This is a genomic window from Gottfriedia acidiceleris, assembly GCF_002128425.1.
In the GTDB taxonomy this organism is placed as follows: Bacteria; Bacillota; Bacilli; order Bacillales; family Bacillaceae_G; genus Gottfriedia; species Gottfriedia acidiceleris.
Map to the genome: position 1 here is coordinate 149,755 of NZ_NESS01000006.1, position 22,937 is coordinate 172,691.

At 31.8% G+C, this 22,937-nt stretch carries 18 protein-coding genes and 1 other annotated feature; of the genes, 10 read left to right on the plus strand and 8 right to left on the minus strand.

Annotation, left to right across the window (positions count from 1 at the left end):
* The first annotated feature begins 11 nt into the window (after positions 1-11).
* Positions 12-4,166 carry a S8 family serine peptidase gene (locus B6K90_RS24365; protein WP_167555359.1) on the plus strand — a complete coding sequence of 1,385 codons (4,155 nt, stop codon included), beginning with the start codon at positions 12-14 and terminating at the stop codon, positions 4,164-4,166.
* A 424-nt stretch (positions 4,167-4,590) separates the two neighbouring features.
* Here B6K90_RS24365 and B6K90_RS13190 read toward each other — a convergent pair whose 3' ends face one another.
* From B6K90_RS13190 to B6K90_RS13200, 3 genes are all read right to left on the minus strand, one after another.
* Positions 4,591-6,630 (minus strand): acyltransferase family protein, encoded by a 2,040-nt coding sequence (locus B6K90_RS13190; protein ID WP_088013237.1) that lies wholly within the window; start codon positions 6,628-6,630, stop codon positions 4,591-4,593.
* A 238-nt stretch (positions 6,631-6,868) separates the two neighbouring features.
* Positions 6,869-7,741: a DUF3298 and DUF4163 domain-containing protein gene (locus B6K90_RS13195; RefSeq protein WP_088013238.1), complete on the minus strand. Its 873-nt coding sequence runs from the start codon at positions 7,739-7,741 to the stop codon at positions 6,869-6,871.
* A 24-nt stretch (positions 7,742-7,765) separates the two neighbouring features.
* The gene (locus B6K90_RS13200; protein WP_088013239.1) at positions 7,766-8,251 is read right to left on the minus strand and encodes an RNA polymerase sigma factor; all 486 of its coding nucleotides are present in this window, start codon (positions 8,249-8,251) and stop codon (positions 7,766-7,768) included.
* 541 nt (positions 8,252-8,792) lie between these two features.
* On the opposite strand from B6K90_RS13200, the gene B6K90_RS13205 reads away from it, so the two are divergent.
* A complete protein-coding gene (locus B6K90_RS13205) occupies positions 8,793-9,356 on the plus strand; it encodes a GNAT family N-acetyltransferase (RefSeq protein WP_088013240.1) in 564 nt (187 codons plus the stop codon).
* Positions 9,357-9,442: 86 nt separating this feature from the next.
* Here the strand turns inward: B6K90_RS13205 and B6K90_RS13210 are convergent, their stop codons facing one another.
* Positions 9,443-10,741, minus strand: coding sequence for a polysaccharide deacetylase family protein (locus B6K90_RS13210; RefSeq protein WP_088013241.1), 1,299 nt, complete (start codon positions 10,739-10,741; stop codon positions 9,443-9,445).
* 519 nt (positions 10,742-11,260) lie between these two features.
* Here B6K90_RS13210 and B6K90_RS13215 point away from each other — a divergent pair.
* From B6K90_RS13215 to B6K90_RS13235, 5 genes are all read left to right on the plus strand, one after another.
* Positions 11,261-12,016, plus strand: coding sequence for a DUF2087 domain-containing protein (locus B6K90_RS13215; RefSeq protein WP_088013242.1), 756 nt, complete (start codon positions 11,261-11,263; stop codon positions 12,014-12,016).
* Positions 12,017-12,037: 21 nt separating this feature from the next.
* Positions 12,038-12,406 (plus strand): GIY-YIG nuclease family protein, encoded by a 369-nt coding sequence (locus B6K90_RS13220; protein ID WP_088013243.1) that lies wholly within the window; start codon positions 12,038-12,040, stop codon positions 12,404-12,406.
* A 59-nt stretch (positions 12,407-12,465) separates the two neighbouring features.
* Positions 12,466-13,794 (plus strand): MATE family efflux transporter, encoded by a 1,329-nt coding sequence (locus B6K90_RS13225; RefSeq protein WP_088013393.1) that lies wholly within the window; start codon positions 12,466-12,468, stop codon positions 13,792-13,794.
* A gap of 239 nt (positions 13,795-14,033) precedes the next feature.
* Complete coding sequence (locus tag B6K90_RS13230; protein ID WP_088013244.1) at positions 14,034-15,365, plus strand: cytochrome ubiquinol oxidase subunit I; 1,332 nt, start codon at positions 14,034-14,036, stop codon at positions 15,363-15,365.
* Positions 15,366-15,472: 107 nt separating this feature from the next.
* Positions 15,473-16,489 (plus strand): cytochrome d ubiquinol oxidase subunit II, encoded by a 1,017-nt coding sequence (locus B6K90_RS13235; RefSeq protein WP_088013245.1) that lies wholly within the window; start codon positions 15,473-15,475, stop codon positions 16,487-16,489.
* 194 nt (positions 16,490-16,683) lie between these two features.
* Here B6K90_RS13235 and B6K90_RS23430 read toward each other — a convergent pair whose 3' ends face one another.
* The 4 genes from B6K90_RS23430 to B6K90_RS13250 form a co-directional block, all read right to left on the minus strand.
* A complete protein-coding gene (locus B6K90_RS23430) occupies positions 16,684-16,869 on the minus strand; it encodes a hypothetical protein (RefSeq protein ID WP_139840728.1) in 186 nt (61 codons plus the stop codon).
* Positions 16,870-16,960: 91 nt separating this feature from the next.
* On the minus strand, positions 16,961-17,614 hold the full coding sequence (locus B6K90_RS13240; protein WP_088013246.1) for an amino acid ABC transporter ATP-binding protein: 654 nt from the start codon (positions 17,612-17,614) through the stop codon (positions 16,961-16,963).
* 13 nt (positions 17,615-17,627) lie between these two features.
* Positions 17,628-18,269 carry an amino acid ABC transporter permease gene (locus tag B6K90_RS13245; protein WP_088013247.1) on the minus strand — a complete coding sequence of 214 codons (642 nt, stop codon included), beginning with the start codon at positions 18,267-18,269 and terminating at the stop codon, positions 17,628-17,630.
* Positions 18,270-18,285: 16 nt separating this feature from the next.
* Positions 18,286-19,062: an amino acid ABC transporter substrate-binding protein gene (locus tag B6K90_RS13250; protein ID WP_088013248.1), complete on the minus strand. Its 777-nt coding sequence runs from the start codon at positions 19,060-19,062 to the stop codon at positions 18,286-18,288.
* A gap of 66 nt (positions 19,063-19,128) precedes the next feature.
* Positions 19,129-19,388 (minus strand) — a binding site (T-box leader).
* A 1,047-nt stretch (positions 19,389-20,435) separates the two neighbouring features.
* Between B6K90_RS13250 and B6K90_RS13255 the strand changes: the two genes are divergently transcribed.
* From B6K90_RS13255 to B6K90_RS13265, 3 genes are all read left to right on the plus strand, one after another.
* Entirely contained in the window at positions 20,436-21,317 is an 882-nt protein-coding gene (locus B6K90_RS13255; protein ID WP_088013249.1) for a radical SAM/SPASM domain-containing protein, read from the plus strand.
* Positions 21,318-21,450: 133 nt separating this feature from the next.
* Positions 21,451-22,065 (plus strand): acetate uptake transporter, encoded by a 615-nt coding sequence (locus B6K90_RS13260; RefSeq protein ID WP_088013250.1) that lies wholly within the window; start codon positions 21,451-21,453, stop codon positions 22,063-22,065.
* A 169-nt stretch (positions 22,066-22,234) separates the two neighbouring features.
* Positions 22,235-22,870 carry an FMN-dependent NADH-azoreductase gene (locus tag B6K90_RS13265; protein ID WP_088013251.1) on the plus strand — a complete coding sequence of 212 codons (636 nt, stop codon included), beginning with the start codon at positions 22,235-22,237 and terminating at the stop codon, positions 22,868-22,870.
* Positions 22,871-22,937 lie beyond the last annotated feature (67 nt).

A 22,937-nucleotide genomic window follows, 5' to 3' on the forward strand; every position in this document is an offset into this window, starting at 1 on the left:
GGAGCATGCAAATGAAGATTAGAAAGAAGAAAATGCTAAACGTAATGGTAACAAGTGTATTAACTACAAGCTTTTTTACATCTTATTTAATACCTCAAAAAAAATCTTATGCAACTTCGAACTCTGTAGAATCCACCTTAAAGGGACTGACAGATGAGCAAAGACAATCGATTAAGCGCTTAACACCTCAAGAAGGCTTTGTAATCGATCCTAGTTTATTATCTTTAAAAGATAAATCCGCAAATATCATTGTTGAACTGAAGACTTCTCCAATCGAAAATGATCAAAATGGGAAATTAAAGGAAGTATCCAAAAGTAAGAAAGAAAAAATTAGAGGTGAACAAGAGTTCTTTAAAAAGCGTTTAATGGAAATATGGAACAAGAAACATCAAAAAGCAGAAGTAAATCAGCTAGCTAAAGAGAAAACAAATCAATTTCAAATCAAACAATCATTTGAAAATGTATTTAATGGAGTGGCGATGACAATTCCTACAGATCAAATTAATTTGCTTCTTGAAACAGGTGTTGTCAAGCGAGTATGGAAGGATAACAAAGTTAGTGTGCCGATCAATGAGCTTAATGATAATGCATCTACAAAAAATAAAAGTATTCCACCAGCTTTACCACTTTTAGGTGTAGATCGTTTACATAACGAGGATATAAACGGAAAGGGGATTAAAGTAGGGGTACTTGATACAGGTATCGATTATAACCATCCGGATTTAAAAGATGCTTATAAAGGTGGTTATGACTTTGTAGATAATGACACGGATCCAATGGAGTCTACACCTGCTGATCTTGCCAGTTCTGGTGAGCCTGCAGAAGTTGATGGTCGTCCATTTGTTACAGAGCATGGAACGCATGTAGCAGGCACGATTGCATCAAACCCACGTAATAATGTTGAATATGCGATGACTGGTGTTGCACCAAATGTTGATTTATATGCATATCGTGTTTTAGGTCATTATGGTTCTGGATATGATTCTTGGATTATTGCTGGAATAGAAAAGGCCGTAGAAGATGGCATGGATGTGATTAATCTTTCTTTAGGAAACAGTAATAATTATTCCTTAGATGCTACAGCAGTAGCGATTAATAATGCAGCTTTGCAAGGAGTAATTCCTGTTGTAGCAGGAGGTAACGCAGGTCCTACGCCAGGTTCGCTAGGCTCCCCTGGTTCATCACCGTTAGCTATTACTGTTGGAGCAAGCGATGTTCCTACAGATATACCAACTGTACAAACGAGTATAGGTAAGGTTTCTATTAAAAATGAGCTAATGGCTCACGGCTTAGGGAAAGATTATTTAAGCATTATGAATAAAAAATTGAATGTAGTAGATGTAGGAATCGGTGCCGAGGAGGATTATGCAAATAAAGATGTAAGTGGCAAGGTGGCGTTAATATCACGCGGTACTTTATCTTTTGATGAAAAAATCCGACGTGCTCATGAAAAAGGAGCTGCAGCGGTATTAATTTATAACAATATAGAAGGAGAGATTCCTTTCTTCTTAGGTGAAAACTTTGGATATGTACCAACCTTTAAAATGAGTCAAGAGGAAGGGAAAAGTATTCTTGATGAACTTAATAAGAATCCGGATGTTAAATTAAAAATGACAGATTTACAGTCAAATATGACATCTGGTGACGTATTAGCAGACTTTAGTTCTAGAGGACCTGTAAATAATAATTTTGATATTAAACCAGATGTTGTGGCACCAGGGGTTTCTATTTTCTCAACTGTTCCAGAATATATTAATAATCCCGGGGAAGAAACTGATTACTCAACTAGTTACGCGAGCATGGATGGAACTTCAATGGCTACACCGCATGTTGCGGGTGTTGCTGCATTATTATTACAATCCCATCCGGAGTATACTGTTGCAGATGTAAAAGCGGCACTAATGAATACGGCGGATCCATTAAAAGGAAGAACATATAATGTAAACGAAGTTGGCGCTGGACGAGTAGATGCTTATGAAGCAGTTCATAACACGACTTTAGTAGAAGTACAAAATAAAACATACACACTGGATGAAAATGGATTTAAAAAGCAAATCGATGATGTATCAGGTTCATTACCTTTTGGAAGTATTACACAAACAAGCGAGGAACAAAATCGAACTACATCAATTAGTATTAAAAACTTAAGCAATAATAATGAAACATATCATACAAGAGTAGAATTTTTAACGATCGATGATGTTTCAAAGGATGCTAGTAAAAATGGAGTAAAACTCGAATTGCCTTCTAACGTAACTGTTAATGGAAATGAAAGTGTCAATATAGACGCCAAAGTAACAATACCAAAATCTGCTGAGTTTGGCATATATGAAGGATATATTTATGTAGAAAATGAATCTAAAACGGAGGAGTATCAAATACCTTTCCATGTTCGATATGCGACAAGCGGCTTTGCAAAGGTTGATTTCTTTAAGAATGCAATAACGAATGACCTAAGTAACTTCCACCCTGATATACTACCTTTTACACCAGTTACGATTAGATTAAACAGTGAAATGAAAAAAATCGATGTTGTTGTTAGCGATCTAGCTGGAAAACCAATTGGACTCTACGGCACTTTCGATTTAGAAGGTGCAAATGTTGATACGGACTACTTAGTCATGTACGGCTTTTCAGGTGATGTAAAATTATTTACAGGTGACCCAAATAAGCCATTATCACTAGAATATGAAACATTAGATGAGGGTAAATACATTGTTTCTTATATCGGAACAGATGCAGATGGAAAAACCTATAAAGTAGACAATGATATGGTAATTGATAATACACCTCCAAAAGTAGTATTTGATAAAAAGACAGGCATCAATGAAATTTCAGATGCAGATTTAACAACTGAAACAAACCCAATGGATGGTAAAGACTACAAAGCTTACTGGGTCCACGGGAATGTATATGACGATACAATTGATTATTTAAAGAGTAGAGGACATGATTTAACCCAAGAAGCAAATACAGTATATGCTTATCAGGATTCTTCATGGCCGACAGCACAATTTTTCCCAACTAAAAATGGTGACTTCAAGTTTGGTGTATTACCAGAAGAGTATGCAAATTACCCTACAAATATAGCAATTTATACTTATGATTATGCATCAGCTGGAAATCCAGTTTTCCCAGATTTTACGATTATTAATAAAGGCGATCGATATTCAACGATTAATACAAATTCTAAAGAAATAACTCTTGGTTCTGAGTTTACAAGTACATTTACTGTCCACAATGCAAAGGATTTAACAAGTGCCGATGCGACAATCAATATTCCTAACTATTATAAAGTCATGAGTGTAAAGCAATCGAAACAATTAGATGAGTTAATGAAGAAAAATAATTGGAGTATTCGCATTGGAAAACCAATAGTAACAGAGGACACCTGGTCAAATATTACTACATTTTCAGTCGACATTAAGGATAAAAAGACAAACTTACCGGTAAAAATTAATGGGAATATTGACTTATTAGATATTAATCTAAAAGTAGTCAGTGACCTTAACTATATGAGGGAGAGTGGATTTTATTATCAAGAGTCAACATACCAAACAAATGAAGGAAATAAAGTTACGTTACCGACATATGCTAATCACTTTAAATTCATAGCCCGACACTCAGTAGTAGAAGGATATTTCCACGGTGAAGCAGTTAACTTTTATAACTATGATTTAGATTATTCGAAGCTAGGTGTAAAAGCATATGTAGTAGACAAAAAAGGTAAACAATATAAAGCTGATATATCAGAAAATGGCTATATGACGATCTTAGATATTCCGGCAACTACTGATGATTATACATTCGTAGTTAACATTCCAGGACACTATCAATATAGTAGAAAAATTAAATTAAGTAAATCAATAGATGGAAAAGTCCAAGGTATAGACTATATCGCTTATACTGATACTGCAGCAGCAGGAGATATTAATGGAGATAATGTAATCGACATTTATGATGCTAAGCTTATTGCAAATAAAGCTAAAGAAACCGGCGATAAGTTGAAGGAAGATCTAAATAAAGATGGAGTTGTTGACATGCTTGACTTCAATTATGTTGAAAAGAACTTCATGACAACAAATCCATATTTCCCTACATCTATTAAGCCAGTTGAAAAAGTAGGTAAATTAACGTTAGAAGAATTGAAAAAGGCCTTTAACTAGAGTGCAAGATTAAGTATTTCGCGATATACAGCCACAAGGAAGTTACCTTGTGGTTTTTTATCGTTTTAAAGAGTTTATTTGACACTCTATTATGTTGAAGCCATAGTCAAGTTAATAAATAGTAGGAGTGAACCAGTATTAATACATTTTTAAGAGTATTAGGTATTAGTTTATTTATTATTAGCGATCAAGGTTTAATAAGAGGCATTGTACCTTGGTTTAGTAGAGGTGAATTTCATTTTAAGTTTATTTTACTATTCGTTCCGGAACATTATGCTTTACTTTCATATATCATTATTCTCATAGTTGGGCTTGTTTTGATATCTAATACTAAAAAATTTGATGATGAATAAGGAAAAATAAAACACAAAGAACCACAAGGATTACCTTGTGGTTTTTGGTCATGTATCTAGTTTAACCGGTTTTACTTCCAAGATTCAATTGAACTTATTAGTAATGAAGCAAATACTTTTGCACCATCTGGTTTTAAATGAACGCCATCTGGAGAAAAATATGAATTATGATTTGCGCTAGCACTGTACCAGTCTACAACTCTAGTATTTGGATATTTACTTGAACCTGCTCTTAATGTTTTATTTACAATTGATTCCCAAGGTCTAGGTACTCGTGTGTTAACGAATAAAATTTTTCGATCTTTTCCAATTAACTCTATGAGAGAAGACATTTGTTTTACGGTGAACGGACCGTTTGTACCTAGCTCTATGACAACAAAATTACCAAGCGAATTTGTGTTTTTTGCTTGTTGAATAATGGAAGATGCTTCAGTAAATTGTCTTCCAATTTTAGCATTTACCGATAGAGATGAGTATGTTTTTTTAAGTTCAGGAATTGAATTAATAACGACAGAGTCTCCAACGATAAAAACGCTATTTTTTGAATCAACCGGTTTATTCGTTTCAGCAGGTTTATTATTATTATTTGGAGTTTGATTGTTATTTACTCCTGGTTTAGGATATTCGTTTGTTTGACCATTGTTATTTTGCTTATTTGTATTGTCGGTAACTGGCTTTTCATCTTTATTTGCTGGCTTTTCATCTTTATTTGTTGTTTTTTCATCTTTATTTGTTGTTTTTTCATCGTCATTTTGCTGAATTGGCTTAGTTGCCTGTTTATCGTGATCAACTATAGTTGTTGAAGGAGGTTTTTTAGTATCATTTTCAACAGTCTCAGATGATTGCTTTGATACGGATTGAACCGATTCAATTTCTGAGCTTGCTTTTACACCTTTCGCGTCTGGAAGAACAGATAGTCCAATGCTTGCAATACCAGATAGTAAAATAAACGTGCTAATAATAACAATATGTTTGTAAAAGAATTCTTTCAAATTAATATTTCCTGCGAGGAAGTTCTTCCAAAGTATACCTAGTTTACCTTTTCTAATTGGATCTTCAATGTAATGATAGGATAGTGCTGCAAGAACAAATATTAAAGTAATTTGAAAAATTGCTCTAAAAAGTGAAATATCGCCAGTGTTAACCTTAGGGGAAAATAAAATAATTACAGGATACTGCCATAAATAGATTCCATATGAACGTAATCCGATCCATTTTAATGGTCTCATTGCTAGGAATCTACCAATCTTACTTGTAGGGTGAGCGATTGCTGCAATTAGCATAGCAGCGGAAATAGACAATAAGAACATTCCTCCGTGATAAAGGAAACTATCATATTGATTTGTTTTACCGACCATAAGAAGAAAAATAAGTAACCCAGTAATCCCAACTGTATCAATTAAAATCTTTCCAGAGGTTGTAACGTTATTTGTAAGTTTTCGGCTAGGCCATACTAAAGCTAATGCAGCCCCTATTAATAAAGAAAAAGCTCTCGTATCAGTACCGTAATAGACCCTACTAGGATCACTACCTGGATGGAATAATATCGCCATCAGTAATGCAGAAACAATTGCACCAACTAATGTATACAAAAATAGACGATCTTTATTTTTAATATATTTTAAGCCTAATAAAGTAAGGATTGGCCAAATAATATAAAACTGTTCTTCAACTGCTAACGACCAAAAATGATTTAATATTGACGGATTTGCAAATGACTCAAAATACGAAAGATGATGGAAAATATACCACCAATTACTGTAATAAAAAATTGCAGCTACTGAATCTTGTTTTAAATTTCCGATCATTGATGATTTGAATAAGGAAACAAATGCAATGACGATTAGTAGTAATGTGAACATTCCAGGTAAAAGTCTTTTTGCGCGGCGGAACCAAAAACTTTTTAAGTCGATCCTTTGATTCATAGCCCACTCGGCAATTAATAGGTCAGTTATCAAATAACCTGAAAGTACGAAGAATACGGTTACTCCTAGGAAGCCACCTGTAGCCCAAGAAAAATTTAAGTGATATGCAATGACTGATAAAACTGCCAAAGCTCTAAGCCCGTCTAATCCAGCCATATAACGAAACTGTTTATTTGTTTTAGACATAAGCATAGCCTCTTCGTTTAAACACTTCGTAAACGATTTCTCTTTCAAAATAATACTGAGCGCTTATATAATTTAATTTCTTAACTGTCTGAACCGCGAAGTTCATTACTAATTTCCCCTTCCCCTAATCTACTTATTTATGTAGTCTTATTTATCTATTTGGCTTTTGTTTAATGTATTTATTTTTCCTAAAAGAGAGCCAAATCTCAAAATTGAGAAAGGCTCTATAAATTATTTGTTATCTTATATAATGATGACCAACTAAAATTTTTGAAAGAACTTCAGTAGGGATCGTGAATTCAACAACACCCATATAACCAGGGGCAACTTCGTATTTATCAAATGAAATAACTAGCTTATGATCTTTATTTATATAAAAATTTTGATTGTCTTTAATGCTTACGAACGGATCAATTGAATAATCAAGATTTGCTTCCGGTATCCAGTATACCTTACTTTCATCATTTTTCATCTGATCTTTCATTTGTTCTTTTATGTTTTCACTAATTATTTTCACATATGATTTATCTTTAAAAAGAATAGGTAAAGACAATAATATTTCCTTTTTCTTATCAATTGTGTCAAATTTCATAGTTGTTGAGGAAGAAGCAGCAGTATTAACAACATATCTTTCAATGGACAATATGTCCTCATTATCTGTTTTAACTTCATAACCACTATCGATTCCTAAGTGTGCACCAGAATCTTTTTTTACAGATTCCGTTTCTTTTATAAACTGAGCATATAGCTTCTTATTTTCTTCTAAGTATTTTCTGTTCAAGCTTTGCTCTAAATCTTTATTTTTTAAATTATTAACGGCAGGGACTTTTAAATTTGCCTTATAGGTTGGTTCATCTACAGTATATTCAGTAAAAGTTAGTACATTAACAACATTTCCAAGTATTGGAACATTCGATAATGTCTTTGCAAAAGTTGAACTAGTATTTATTGATAAAACAAATAGTGCAGCGGTTAAAAAACCTGTAATTGACTTTAGAGGGAATCTTTTTTGAATGGAACGATTAATTGCTTTTTTAACAATAATGTCCAAATTATCAGGGATAGGGACGTTTTTATAGTCCGATCTTAATTTTTCTAATTTTTTATCCAACTAATTGGCCTCCCAAAAATAAATTCATTTCATTTTAATCCGGAGTATTTCTAAAGCTTTATATAAACGAGTTTTTATTGTATTTGGACTTTCCTGTAAAATTTCAGCAACTTCTTCGATCTTTAAGTCTTCGAAATACCTGAGGACAATTACAGCCCGATATTTAGTTGGCAAAGATTCTAATGATCTTTCTAAATCAATATCTGCATAATTATCATCCTGTCCTGAAGAAAATAACTCAATTGTTTCTTCATCCATTACAGTTACTTTTTTTTGTTTTCTTAAAAAATCTAATGATGTATTTACTACAATTCTATAAAACCAACTTTTTAAAGATTGTTCATTTTTTAATTTATCTTTTGAGGAAATGGCTTTATGAATAGAATCTTGTAATATATCCACCGCATCTTCTGAGTTTTTAACGTAGCTATAAGCTAACCGATAAAAATCGTCTTTATTATTAATAATAAAATCTACAAGTTCCTTTTCTAAGTTTGTTTTCCCCTTCATTTAAAGAGCTCCTTTTTTGAGATACGTATCTAAGAAGGTACACATTATAAAAGACGTATACCTATTCGAAAAAGTTTTATAAAATATAAAAAATATTTAAGGAAATTTTTACTAAAAAATAACCACAAAGTTTAATGGAAATAAGGCCTAAATTAGTAGTATACAGATGGCATACATATTCGTAAACAATCTATAGACAATAAATCAAAAAAGAGTGAAGGAGTACCTTATGTTCTAATCAATTAGCGTTTTAAAGTTTAAAAAAATTAAAACAAAAAAAGCAAGGGTCTTAAAACCTTGCTTTTTTACATGCTGTTGAAAAAGAAACTTTGTTAATTACGATGGAATTTTATTACTGATAAATAAGTTGTGTGATCTTGATTTCCACTAAAGGGTTCTCGCTTTCCATGGGGCTTGAAGCATTAATTTTAGTAGTGCTTTTTCTATAAAAACTATTTATTTACATATTGAGATTATAGATAATAGAAATAAGAGTCTGAAAACTAACTGTACTAATCTTACTAATTTAGTTGGAGGATATATGATTAAAGAACACTATAATTTCAACCCATTTCCAAAAATAGACACGGACCGATTAGTTTTAAGACAAATGAATAATGAAGATCAATATGAAATATTTGCATTACGATCAAATACAAAGGTGTCTCAATATATTAACAGACCGATTGCAAAAGAGGTTGATGAAGCACTTCAATATATCATGATGATTAATGGAGGAATTAAGCGTAATGATTGGGTTCTTTGGGCAATTACGCTTAAAGAAAGAGATCAATTAATTGGTACAATATGCTTGTGGAATTTTTCGATCGAGCAATTAAAAGGGGAAGTTGGATATGAACTTTCACCTGAACTTCAAGGAAAAGGGGTTATGCAAGAAGCATTAACGGCAGTGTTAGCATATGGATTTAATACACTTAAATTAAAAGTCATTGAAGGATTTGTTCAGTCAGAGAATCAAAAATCAATTCAAATTTTAGAGAAAAATAAATTTATTAATAAGGGCTTAGTAAATAGGGAATCAATTAATGAAGAAGACATACATTCATACATTTTTGAATTAACGAATGAAATGTATTACTCTTAATTTTGTATTCGGATAGATGCTGAGTCAACACATGTTTAAACAAACGTTTGAATAAAAAAGTAGTCACTTTATTAGCGACTACTTTTTTAATTTAAATTAACAATTTTTAAGTTTTTTGACTGAAGATATTCAATAATTTGTGGTAGAGCATCTAAAGAAGGTTTAGATTCGTGAAGTAGAATGATACTTCCAGATTCAGTGTGGCTTTTAACATAATTTATAATTGTATTTGTATTACGGTTCTTCCAATCCTCAGTATCTTTATCCCATAAAACCATTTTAAACTGATGTTTTTGCATTAATTCAATAGTTGCTTGGTTTTTTGCACCGTATGGTGGTCTAAAGAGGATTGTGTCTTGCTTTGTAATATTTTTTATTAAGTTATTTGTTCTAACTAGATCATCTTCCTGCTTTTGATAAGATAGTTTTAAGAAGTTATTATGGTGCATAGAGTGGCTTCCAACTGAGTAACCGTTAGAATATGCGTATTGTACACAATCAGGATATCTTTGAACGTTATCTCCGATGTAGAAAAAAGTACCGCCAACTTTGTATTTTTTTAAAACATTTACTATTTCTTTCGAATACTTCGATGGACCGTCATCAAAAGTAAGAGCTACGCTACCTTGTGGGATACTATAGCTAACTACATTGTTTAATTTTACAGTCGGATAAATTGATTGGACAGGTTTATTGATTGGTTCCTGTTTAATTGCATATCTAACATCTGGCTCATTTGATTGCACATTCGGTTGAGAAACGTTTTTAATAGAAGATTTCGTTGGATCTTGTTTATGCTGATTTGGTTTTATTTGTTTTTCTGGAGTTTTAGTATTTTGTGCTTTTGAAACACTTTCAGCTTTTGCTGGTTTTTTTCCGCAAAATAAAGATTCTGATTTACAAGTTTGACTCTTATAACCTATTAAACTGATCGATAAAACACTAATAGCAGCAACAGTAAGCCAGCCATAAAGTTTATATCGTTTCGAATTACCCTTTTCTTTTTTGGAACTGGACCGACTAATTGATAAATAAGGTAGATCAATTAAAATCCTAAGATCCTTCATATTTTTTATGGAGTGAAGTTGAAGATGATATTCTTCTGAACAAGTAAAGTAGATTTTTTCACTCTCATTATTGTTTGACTTAGTTACAAAACTAGTAAACTGATTTTTATCCTCTTCCCACGTACTACATAAAGAAAGGCTAAACTTATAGTTTTCATCAAAAATAATTTTTGATTTCATAAGATTGGCCGTTTCGTTGTCAATTTCCCAATGAAGTTCTATTTCTTGGTTAAATAATAGTTTAATATGCAAAAAGGATTTATCGAATTTTTGTTCGATTGATAAAAGCTCAATAAGTTTTTCATTGTAAATTGACATAGCTTCCTCCTATCTTGTAAAGAAATCATTAATTTTCGTTTATTCTTAGACGTTAAAGACTGATCTGAAAATATATCTTTTGTCATAAGTATTTCTACTGTTTTTCTTAAAATATATTAGTCTATAAGGAAAATAATAAGTAAAGATTTTCCCTATTGAGAACAGTGTTTTTAAATACATTAAAATGTGTCGAATATTAAATTTACCTTACATTTTAATTGTAAAGTACTGTAAGAAATTGTCAATTGAAGATTTGAAATTAGTCCCTAAGGTATAAGAGAGTAAGATTGAAAAGTATAGAAAGAACCATTTTATATTTTTTAATAGATTGAAATGGCGTCTCCTTTGAGGCGCTTTTTTTGTGTAAATTAAGAGTACCAACATTGGATAAATAATCTGAGGATATGATTTAGTGAAATTGACATTTTTCAAACAATGGCATAATATGTTTGTAAATAAATAAACATTTTAAAAGTTTGTTTGGTAAATAATAAACAAAAAAAGGGTTGTGTTTGTTGAGTGGAAAATTTAGACGCTTTTTGGAATGCCGAAATAGAAGAATTAAAACAAGGATTTATCGAAGAGGAAAATCATTATTTATGTTTACTTTGTAGTAAAAGAATTGAAAAAGGAATTATTTATCAAGATTCTGGAGTTTTATATGAAGCAAAAAAATACATGAAAGTTCATATAGAACAAAATCATGACTCTGTTTTCGATTATTTAATCCAACTAGATAAAAAGCTAACTGGATTAACAGAGCATCAAAACCATCTTTTACGTCTTTTTTATCAAGGGAAGAGTGATACAAACATTCAAAAAGAAACTGGTATCGGTAGCGCTTCTACGATTAGGAATCATCGGTTTGTTTTAAAGGAAAAAGAAAGACAAGCAAAATTATTTCTTGTATTGATGGAGCTTTTAAAAGAAAAGGATCAACATGCGCCAAGTTTTTTACCATTCCATAAAACAGCAAAAATGGTCGATGAACGCTATAACATTACAGAGGATGAAATGGAAAAAACCTTAAAAAAATACTTTCCGGAAGGCATAGATGGACCATTGAAGAAATTTCCGTTAAAGGAAAAACAAAAGCTTATTGTTCTGAGAGAAATCGTTAAAAGATTTTCACCAAATAAGACATATACAGAAAAAGAGATAAACGAAGTGCTGATAGCTATTTATCCTGATTATATCGTGTTAAGAAGATACTTAATCGAATATGGCTTTATTGATCGAAAGTCGGACGGAAGTAGTTATTGGTTAAAAGTTTAGTAAAAGAAAGGTTGTTTAAAAATGAGTAGAAAAAAAGAATTAAAAATGCAATATAAAGAAACGAAAGTTCAAGCAGGTATTTATCAAATTAAAAACATAAAAAATCAGAAAATATTCATAGTAAGTACTAAAAATTTAAAAACAATTAATGGAAAGAAATTTGAATTAGAGGCAGGGTCTTGTACAAATAAAATTCTTCAACAAGAATGGAATGAATATGGTAAAGAGTCATTTGTATTTGAGGAATTAGAAATACTAAAGGAAGAAGACATTAGTCCATTAGGGATAAAGGGTGATCTAAAGAGACTCGAGGAAAAATGGTTAGAAAAACTCCAACCTTATGGTGAAAGAGGATATAACACATACAATAACAAGGGTGATCAGGCTTGATTACATCAGAGATTAATCCTCAGGAGCAAAAAAAAGTAAAATTTACTTTATTACGCCCTATGATTATGTTTCTAATTCCATTACTCTTAAGTAATATTATGCAGTCAATTGGCCAAGTTTTTAGCATGATTATAGTAGGCAATTGGTTAGGAGAAAATGCTTTAGCTGCAATTTCGGCTTTCTTTCCAATATTTTTCTTTTTAGTATCATTCATTATTGGAATTGGCTCTGGCAGTTCAGTTTTAATCGGTCAGGCACATGGTGCAAAGCTTGAAGAAAGAGTAAAAGCTATTGTTGGAACCTCTCTTACTTTTACTTTTTTCCTCGGTGTAGTGCTGGCTATAATCGGTAATATTATTATTGAAAAATTATTGAGATTAATAGGAACTCCTGAAAACATACTTCATACAAGCACACATTATGCTGCCATTTTATTTTGGTCGATTCCCGTGCTATTTATCTATATGGTATATACAACCTTAATGAGAGGTGTTGGGGATTCGAAAACACCGTTTTACTTTCTTATATTAAGTACAGTTTTAAATGTTGCACTTTTACCACCATTAGTATTTGGTTGGCTAGGCATACCAAAGCTGGGAATTTATGGGGTAGCTTATGCATCAGTAGGTTCAACGGTTATGACATGTATAGTTCTATTCACATACTTACACAAAACGAAACATCCCCTGCGCTTTGATGCTTCAATAAGAAATTATTTAAGGATGGATCCTGGACTTTTAAAACTAATTTTAAAACTAGGTATTCCAACGAGTATAAATATGGTATTTCTTTCGATTTCTGAGATTGCCGTTATTACATTTGTTAATCAATATGGATCAGATGCTACTGCTTCCTATGGGGTAGTAAATCAGTTAGTAAGTTATGTTCAAATGCCATCAATTTGTATTGGTATTGCAGTATCAATTTTTGCTGCTCAGTCAATAGGAGCAAATCAGTTTGATCGATTAAACCAAGTTATTAAAATAGGATTATTACTTAACTATGTGCTAGGTGGCATGCTAGTATTACTCACCTATTTTTTCTCAAAGCCTATTTTAACTTTGTTTCTAACGAATAATAGTACTGTACAAATAGCAAATAGCTTATTGATGATTACATTGTGGGGATATTTAATACTCGGACATTCGTTTATTTTAACGTCTACAATGCGAGCAAGTGGAGCGGTACTTTGGCCAACGCTTATTAGTATCCTCATAATATGGTGTATTGAAGTACCTGTAGCATATCTTTTATCCCATTACACAAATCTCGGATTAAAAGGAATATGGGTCGGCTATCCGGCAGCTTTTATAGTTGGACTTGGATTAAACTTTTTATATTATAGATTTTCATGGAGAAAGAAACGTATAGTCCGTTTAGTAAATTAATTTGACATACATGTAGTTGAACCACAAGGTTTTCCTTGTGGTTTTTTGTTTTACTTACACTTTCTATGGACTTAAGATTCTTCGTATACCTTTATTGTTATAGGAACATACTTTTATAGATACAAATTAAAATGCAATTTTACGGATTGTGTTCATAAAATCGTAACATTATCGGTCATTTGATTAGAATAATTAATTTCATTGGACAATAAGATATTACATTATAGGGGGGATTCAAGATGGAGTTGGATAATGTCACACTCAGTAGATTACTAACAAGTATGACACTAGTATTTCACATTATTTTTGCAACAATTGGTGTAGGAATACCCTTAATGATTGCAATTGCAGAAGGGTTAGGAATCTTAAAAAAGGATCCACATTACACGCTAATGGCAAGAAGATGGGCCAGAGGTTACACAATTACCGTTGCAGTTGGAGTAGTGACTGGTACATGTATTGGTCTACAACTATCCTTATTATGGCCGAGCTTTATGAGAATCGCGGGTCAAGCAATTAGTTTTCCATTGTTTATGGAAACATTCGCTTTCTTTTTTGAAGCAATATTCCTAGGTATATATTTGTATACTTGGGATCGATTTAAAAAGCCTATTTATCATTGGTTGATAATTTTACCTGTTATATTAGGTTCAACGTTGTCAGCATTTTTTATCACTACAGTAAATGCGTTTATGAATACTCCACAAGGCTTTACATTGGAAAATGGAGCAATTAAAACGGTCGATCCAATTGCCGCAATGTTTAATCCAGCTGCTCCTTCTAAAACTTTACATGTAATTGTTACTGCTTATGTTGCATCTGCTCTTATATTAACGTCGATCGCCGCTATTCAACTATTAAGAGGAAAGAATACGGAATACACACGAAAAGGGCTTCGACTAGCCGCAACGCTTGGATTAATTTTTGCCGTTTTAACAGGTGTCACAGGAGATGTTTCAGCAAAATTCCTTGCTAAATATCAACCGGAAAAACTAGCAGCAATTGAATGGCATTTTGAGACAGAAAAAGGGGCAGATTTTGTCTTATTCGGAACGTTAGATGATAAAACACATGAAGTAAAATATGAAATTCGAATTCCTAAACTGCTAAGCTTTTTATCTTTCTCAGATTTTAATGCACCAGTAACTGGATTAAATGAATTTCCTAAAGATGAAACTCCACCTTTATTCATACATTATTTATTTGATATTAAGATGACCTTTGTTGGCTTAATTATATCGATGACTTTCATCTTTGTTGTTTTCTCTATTAAAAAGAAAAATTGGATGCATAATAAATGGCTTTTACGTGGACTAGCGTTGACTGGACCATTAGCGATGATCAATATCGAACTTGGATGGATGATTGCCGAAATTGGCCGCCAGCCATGGATATTAAGAGGATATATGAAGGTTTCACAAGGAGCCACAACTGCCAAAGGACTAGGCAGTATGTTTTGGTTATTTTTTGTATTGTATGTATTTTTAGGAGTCTTTTGTACAATCGTTATTCGAAAAATGTTCATTCATAATCCACCCGAAGATGAACTTAAATATCGTTTTAAAAAATAGGCTCTGTTTAAAATTCAATTAAAAAAACGCTCATTAAGTTACGATAAGTAAATTTTGTAGCTTGAAAGTGGAATTTGAGACAAAGCCAATGAATAGGAGGGTGAACATTGAATATTGAGTTATTAGGAATAATCGTTTTATGGATATTTCTATATGGATATATCATTATTGCATCAATTGACTTCGGTGCTGGATTCTTTGCTTATTATGGAAAAGTAACGAAAAAGGATCACTTAATAAATAATTTGATTAGTAGATATTTATCACCTGTTTGGGAGATAACGAATGTATTTTTTGTATTTTTCTTTGTTGGCATTATAGGTTTCTTTCCAAGTGTTGCATTTTACTATGGAACGGCCCTATTAATTCCAGGAAGTATTTCGTTGGTTCTATTGGCAATAAGAGGATCATTTTATGCCTTTTCTAATTATGGATCCAAGGAAAACAAAGTTTATTTGTTCTTATATGGAGCGACTGGCCTATTGATTCCCGCTTCACTTTGTACGGTTCTAACCATTTCTGGAGGAGGGTATATAGTTGAAAAAAACGGAGTCGTCCAATTTTTAGCTAAAAACTTATTAACAAGTATCTACTCTTGGAGTGTTGTAATCATTGCAATCATTTCAGTCTTATATATTAGCGCAACATTTTTAACCTATTACGCAAGTAAAGCGAAAGATGAAAGTGCGTTAGCAATATTAAGACAATATGCTTTATTTTGGACCGTTCCAACGATCCTATCAAGCTTTCTTGTTTTTGTAGGATTAAGAGATAATAATATTAGATTTTATCAAAATATAGTTAATCATTATTGGTGGATGTTTTTATTATCATTAATTTGTTTTTTAATAGCTTCATCATTAATTTTACTAAAACGAAATTACGGAACAGCCTTTATATTTGTAATGCTCCAATTCTTCTTTGCTTTTTTCGGCTATGGAGCAGCGCACTTGCCATATATTTTAGACCCATATATTACCATATACAATGGATACACCAATCAAACATCCGGTACAATGCTAGTAACTGTATTTGTCTTAGGGCTACTACTGTTAGTCCCATCGCTATTGTTCTTATTTAAACTATTTTTATTTGATGCCGAATATGTTCAAGGCAAAAAGTAAAGTGGGGTAGATAAAATGCACTCTTCTAATAAACACGAAAAGCGACTTGTGATTTTATGTTTTATTGTAGCTTTTATAATGGGATTATCTTTTATTAGTAAATTTTTTCATTGAATAATGAATAAGAGAGAGGCGCCAATATTTTATCGATATTGAGGCGTCTTTTTTTGATGTTGAAATATTTTGGACCTTTGTTAAATAAGCTGAAACTGAAATAAGAATGAGGATTGAGGCTGTAAATAAACTGATGGAGCTGCAAATAAAGAAGGCAAAACTACAATTAAATTAAGTGAAACTACAATTAAAAATGTCATAACTGCAAATAAAAAAGGTGAATCTGCAATTAACATGCTAAATTCACCTAAAATGAAGTCGATCATACATTAAATCCCGTTCATATTATTTAGCTATTTTGAGAAATCAGTGAATCTAATCAAAATCATTTAAAAAATAACGTGGTTTCCGCTACATTCATGCACTTTCTAAAACTTTTCCTTCTTTTACAAGTAGCGTACGAGTCGAAACATTACTTGCGAATTCCATGTCGTGAGTAATGACAAGAATGCTCATTCCGTCATTTGCTAATTTTTTCATAATCTCAGCAATTCCGTTAGTTAGTTCAGGATCTAGTGCTGAAGTAGGTTCATCAAAGCAAAGAATTTTTGGCTGTAGTGCACACGCTCTAGCGATAGCTACACGTTGCTGCTGGCCACCGGATAATTCATTTGGTAATGATTTTGCTTTATCACTTAGACCAACTTGTTCTAATAAAACCATTGCTCTTTTTGTAGCTTCTTCTTTATTCATACCTAGTACAAGGGTAGGGGCTTCAATAATATTTTCAATTACTGTTTTATGTGGGAATAAATTATAGTTTTGAAAAACAAGTCCAACGTTTTTTCTAACTTTTAAAAGATCTTTTTTAGATTTTATCATTTGGCCATCTATTTCAATTGATCCGCCATCGAAGCTTTCTAAACCATTAATACAGCGAAGTATAGTCGTTTTACCTGCTCCTGATTGTCCTAATAGAGTAACGATTTCTCCTTTATTAACTTCAAAAGAGACTTCATTTAATACGGTTTGTTTATTAAACTGTTTTGTTAAGTTATTTACTTTTAACATTTTTAGTCTCTCCTTATTTATAATATGAATATCGATTTTCTAATCGTTTGAATAAATTCGTTAATATAGCTGTTAGTAGTAGATAAATAATACCAACGAAAACAAGAGGCAGCAGTGATGCGCTTGTATTAGATGCGATTTTAGCTACTCGTAGCATATCATCAAGTCCAACAACATAAACAAGAGCTGAATCTTTTACTAGAGTAATTACTTCGTTTGAAACAGGAGGTAATACTTTTTTAGTCATTTGAGGCAGAATAATTCTTTTAAAAGTTTGACTGCGACTCAAGCCTAAAACCTCTGCTGCTTCATATTGACCTTTATCTACTGATTGAATTCCTGCTCTGAATATTTCCCCAAAATAAGCTGCATAATTAAGTGCAAATGCGATAATAACTGTTGTAAAACGGTCAAAGACAATTCCGACTAGTGGTAAACCAAAAAAGATAAAGATTAATTGTAAAAGTAGAGGTGTACCACGCATTAATAAAATATAAGAACTAATAATTGATTTGATTGCTGTAATATTCGAAAGTCTTCCAAGCGCAATGATGATTCCAAGTGGAATTGCTAACGCTAGAGTAATTAAGAAAACCTCTAGCGTTACTTTTAATCCATCAAGCATGGATGGTAATAAAGATGTAATTTGTTCCATGATCGTAAGCTCCTTTTTATTTCAATGTACCGAACCATTTTTTATAAATTTTGTCGTAAGTACCATCTTTTTTCATAGCACTAATTTCTTTGTTAATTTGTTTAAGTAAATCAGAATCATCTTTTCTAACGCCAATTCCATACTCTTCTTCACCAAAGTTATCTTCTAAAATTTTGTATTTGTTTTGACCTCTTTTGTTCATGTAATATTTAGCTAATGTTTCATCCGCTACAACCACATCTACACGTTTTGATTCTAAGTCCATTAAAGCTTGGTTGTTATTTTCATATAATACAGGTTTACTACCGTTAAATGATTTTACTAAGTTTTTATCTTTATTAACTGCATCTAAAGAACTTGATCCTTCTTGAATCCCAACATTTTTACCTTTTAAATCTGATTTTGTTTTAATTTTTGAATTTGCTAGGGTGATAATAACTTGTCTATTTTTTAAATATGCATCTGAGAAATTTACTTTTTTCTTGCGCTCATCTGTGATTGAATAGCCGTTCCAAATTGCATCAATATTTCCTGATTTTAATTCAGTTTCTTTCATTGACCAATCAATTGGTTGGAAAGTTACTTTCATATTTTCACGTTTAAATACTTCTTTTGCTAAATCAATATCAAAACCTACAACCTTACCTTTATCATCTTTAAAACCCATTGGTACAAAAGTATCATCTAATCCAATGACTACTTCGTTTGCATTCCGTTTTTCTTTTCCACAACCAGTTACAACTAATATTGAAATCATACAAATGATCATTGCTGACATTAATTTTTTATTCATTTTACTCTCTCCCTTAAAATATTCTTGAAAAACAAAAAACTCCCGACCTCTAGCTATATGAAATAGCTAGAGGACGGGAGTATTACTCACGTGGTTCCACCTCTATTTATTGATACCTCACGATACCAACCTCTTCAAGTGCAGCAATTAAGCTATACTCTAGCACGATAACGGGTGCAGGGAATCCGGAAACAGTCTACTACCAAAAAGGGTTCGGTGCTCAGCTCAGAGATGTGTTCAAAATATTGTCTTACGCCCCTCGCACCAACCGGGAACTCTCTGGTTAAGAACTTAATACTTTTACTATTTCTCATCAATGCTTTTAAAATTAAATTTTCAAATATGTTCAATACTGCAGTCTTTATAAAATCAAACTAGTTTGTTTTGCGATGAACAAATAATATTACAGATTACAAACAACTGTCAACAAATTTTATTTAAAAAAACTTTGATTTTGTCAAAACTTGGGTAGGAAATTTCTCGGGAAATATGGAAAATTGTCGATTGAATACTAATAAATCTGATTGGGATTGTCAAATATTATCAATTCACATAAATAACATATACTTTATAAATTATGATTAAAAAATATGATAAATTTTAATTAAAATTAAGAATAAGCGGGATATCACTCGTTCTTGGCAACTAAATAAGCCGAGATGATTTTATCTAAGTAATTCAAAGAAGTAGCCATGCGGTTTAAGAGCATAGGGGGCTATTTCTTTTTTGTTACGTTGATAATACTAATTACTAATTGGATCAATGCAACGAAAAAAGTCATTGTTAAGATAATTTCTTTATATTTAACAAAAAATTCATGTCATCAAAGTATATCTAAAGGATCGTATGATATAATAAATATATATTAAAAAAGAACGAGTGCTGTAACACTCGTTCTTGGCAACTAAATAAGCCGAGATGGTTTTATCTATTAAAGTATTACTAAGAAGTAGCCCATGCCAGGTCAAAGCATAGGGGCTATTTCTTTTTTGTTGCGTTAATAATACTAACTACTAATTGAATCAATGCAACTACAAAGGTCATTGCGATGAAGATTAGAGTAAGTATTTCAAGTGTTTGCATTGGCATCACCTCCTTTCTACAAAAATGCGTAGAAAAGAAGATAAAACCAATTCCCCTATGCTATTTAATTGCCTGTTTTTATTATAATAAAATAATTATGATTAAACTGAAGTGATAATATAAAATTTAAACAATTTCATGAAGTTTTAGAATGATTACAATTCTGTTCGGTTGGTAAAAATTGAACAGAGTGTTGAAATATTAATATCTTAAAAATTATTGTATGATAGGATTATAGTTTTTTTAGAGCGATATATGTGAATATAGATAAATTGAAGTAGGAGAGTAGAATGAGAAAATTTAAGAAAGTTTATATAGAAATTACAAATATATGTAATCTGAAGTGTAATTTTTGTCCGAGCCCTACGTTGGAGAGGCCGTTGAAGTTTTTGGACGAGAAGGCTTTTACTCATGTTGTAAATTCGGTAAAACCTTATACGGATCATATTTATTTTCATTTGATGGGTGAGCCGTTTTTAAATACAAAGCTTGGTAGATTTTTGGACATTAGTCATGAAAATGGTTTGAAGGTTAACATAACAACGAATGGTACGTTAATTAATAAAGTAAAGGATTTATTAATTGAATCCAAGGGTTTAAGACAAATTAATTTTTCACTTCATAGTTTTGAGGCGAATGATTTAACGAAGGATTTGCACGATTACGTTGAAAATATTACAAATTTTATTAATGAAGCGAATGAAAAAAGTGACATGATCTGTGCAATTAGACTTTGGAATATGGATAGTGAAGAGTTAAGAGCAAGTAACTCATTGAATATTGATATATTAAATTTACTTGAGGAAAAACTAAACTTAGATTTTTCTTTAAGTGAAAGACTTCAGGAAACACATAATATTAAACTACGCGATAAAATTTATTTAAATATGGCAGAAAAGTTCCAATGGCCAGATATGGGTAATGATATCATCGATGAAAATGTATTCTGCTATGGTTTAAGGGATCAAATCGGAGTATTAGTTGATGGAACGGTAGTACCATGTTGTTTAGATAGTGAAGGTAAGATTCCATTAGGGAATATTTACGAGACATCATTAGAGGATATTTTAAATTCTGAACGTGCAAGAGCGATTTATGATGGTTTCTCAAGACGATGTGCAGTGGAAGATTTATGCAAAAGATGTGGGTATGCAAAACGACATAAAAAGTAATTTTTGGTAAAAAGCGCTTTCTTTTTAAAAGAAAGTGCTTTCTTATTTAAAACCCAAAAAAAGCTATATTAATCCTCGGAATTTTATAGTAGTATAGTTTAGTCTGTTTAAAATTTTAGGAGGATTTACATTAATGAAAGACGTACAACAAATTAAAATAACTACTGCAGATCCATCTGCAATTGGTTTATTCGGTTTAGCAATGGTAACGCTTGTTGCCTCAACACAAAAATTAGGAATTACTGATGGTGTTTCGTTAGTATTACCTTGGGCGATTTTTTTAGGTGCTATTGCACAATTATTTGCGAGTATCCAGGATTTTAAACATAATAATGTATTTGGCGCAACAGCATTTGGAGCATATGCTTTCTTCTGGTTAGCTGTTGGTACTACTTGGTTAATCCAATTAGGTGTTTTTGGAGAAGCATTAATGAAAGCAGCTGATGTTAAACAACTTGGTTTTGCTTTTGTAGGGTATTTAATCTTTACAATTTTTATGACAATCGGTGCAATGGAAACACATAAAGTATTATTCATTATTTTTGTATTAATTGATTGTTTATTTATTGGATTATCATTAAGTACATTAGGATTTATGGAAGAAGCTACACATACTTTTGCAGCATATAGTGAATTAGGTATTGCAATTATGTCATTTTATGGATCAGCTGCAGCTGTATTAAATAGTCACTTTGGAAGAGAATTTTTACCTGTAGGTAAACCATTTGGTATTTTTAAAGCGAAATAATGAGTCAATCTGAAAATCAATTTTCAGACTATGTCCACACACTAAAACCTTTACTATTTGAGTAAAGGTTTTTTTTATAAATATTAGTATGGTTTGATTAGAAATGACAGATGATAATATCGTGCTTTTAAAGTAGTTTGGACAATTAAATTGAAAGGTGGTAATTCGTTTGACAACACTATTGTATATTACTGCACATCCTCACGATAAGTCTACTTCATACAGTATGGCGGTTGGTGATGCGTTTATCGAGAGTTATAAAGCTGCACATCCTAATGATCAAGTAGTACATATTGACCTTTATAATGAAACGATTCCTCATATTGATGCTGAAGTATTTGCAGGTTGGGGGAAACTTCAATCTGGAGGATCTTTTGATACACTATCTTCAGGTGAGCAATCAAAAGTAGGAAGATTAAATGAGATTGTAACCCAATTTGCTGAAGCAGATAAATATGTATTTGTAACACCTTTATGGAACTTTTTATTCCCACCAATTATGAAAAACTATATCGATGCAATTTGCGTTGCTGGTAAAACTTTCAAATATACTTCTAATGGTCCTCAAGGATTATTAGGTGGTAAAAAAGCTTTGCATATCCAGGCACGTGGCGGAGTTTATTCAGAAGGTCCAGCAGCAGGTCTTGAAATGGGACATCGCTATATTGGAACGATAATGAGCTTCTTAGGTGTTCAAGATTTTAATGGGATTTTTGTAGAAGGTCAAAATCAATTCCCAGACCGAGCACAAGAAATTAAAGAACAAGCAATCCAAAAAGCTAAGGAAACTGCAAAGGACTTTTAAAATGTTCACTACAAAAAAACTCACATTTTTGTGAGTTTTTATTTTGGGAAATAGTAGATTGTTGGTT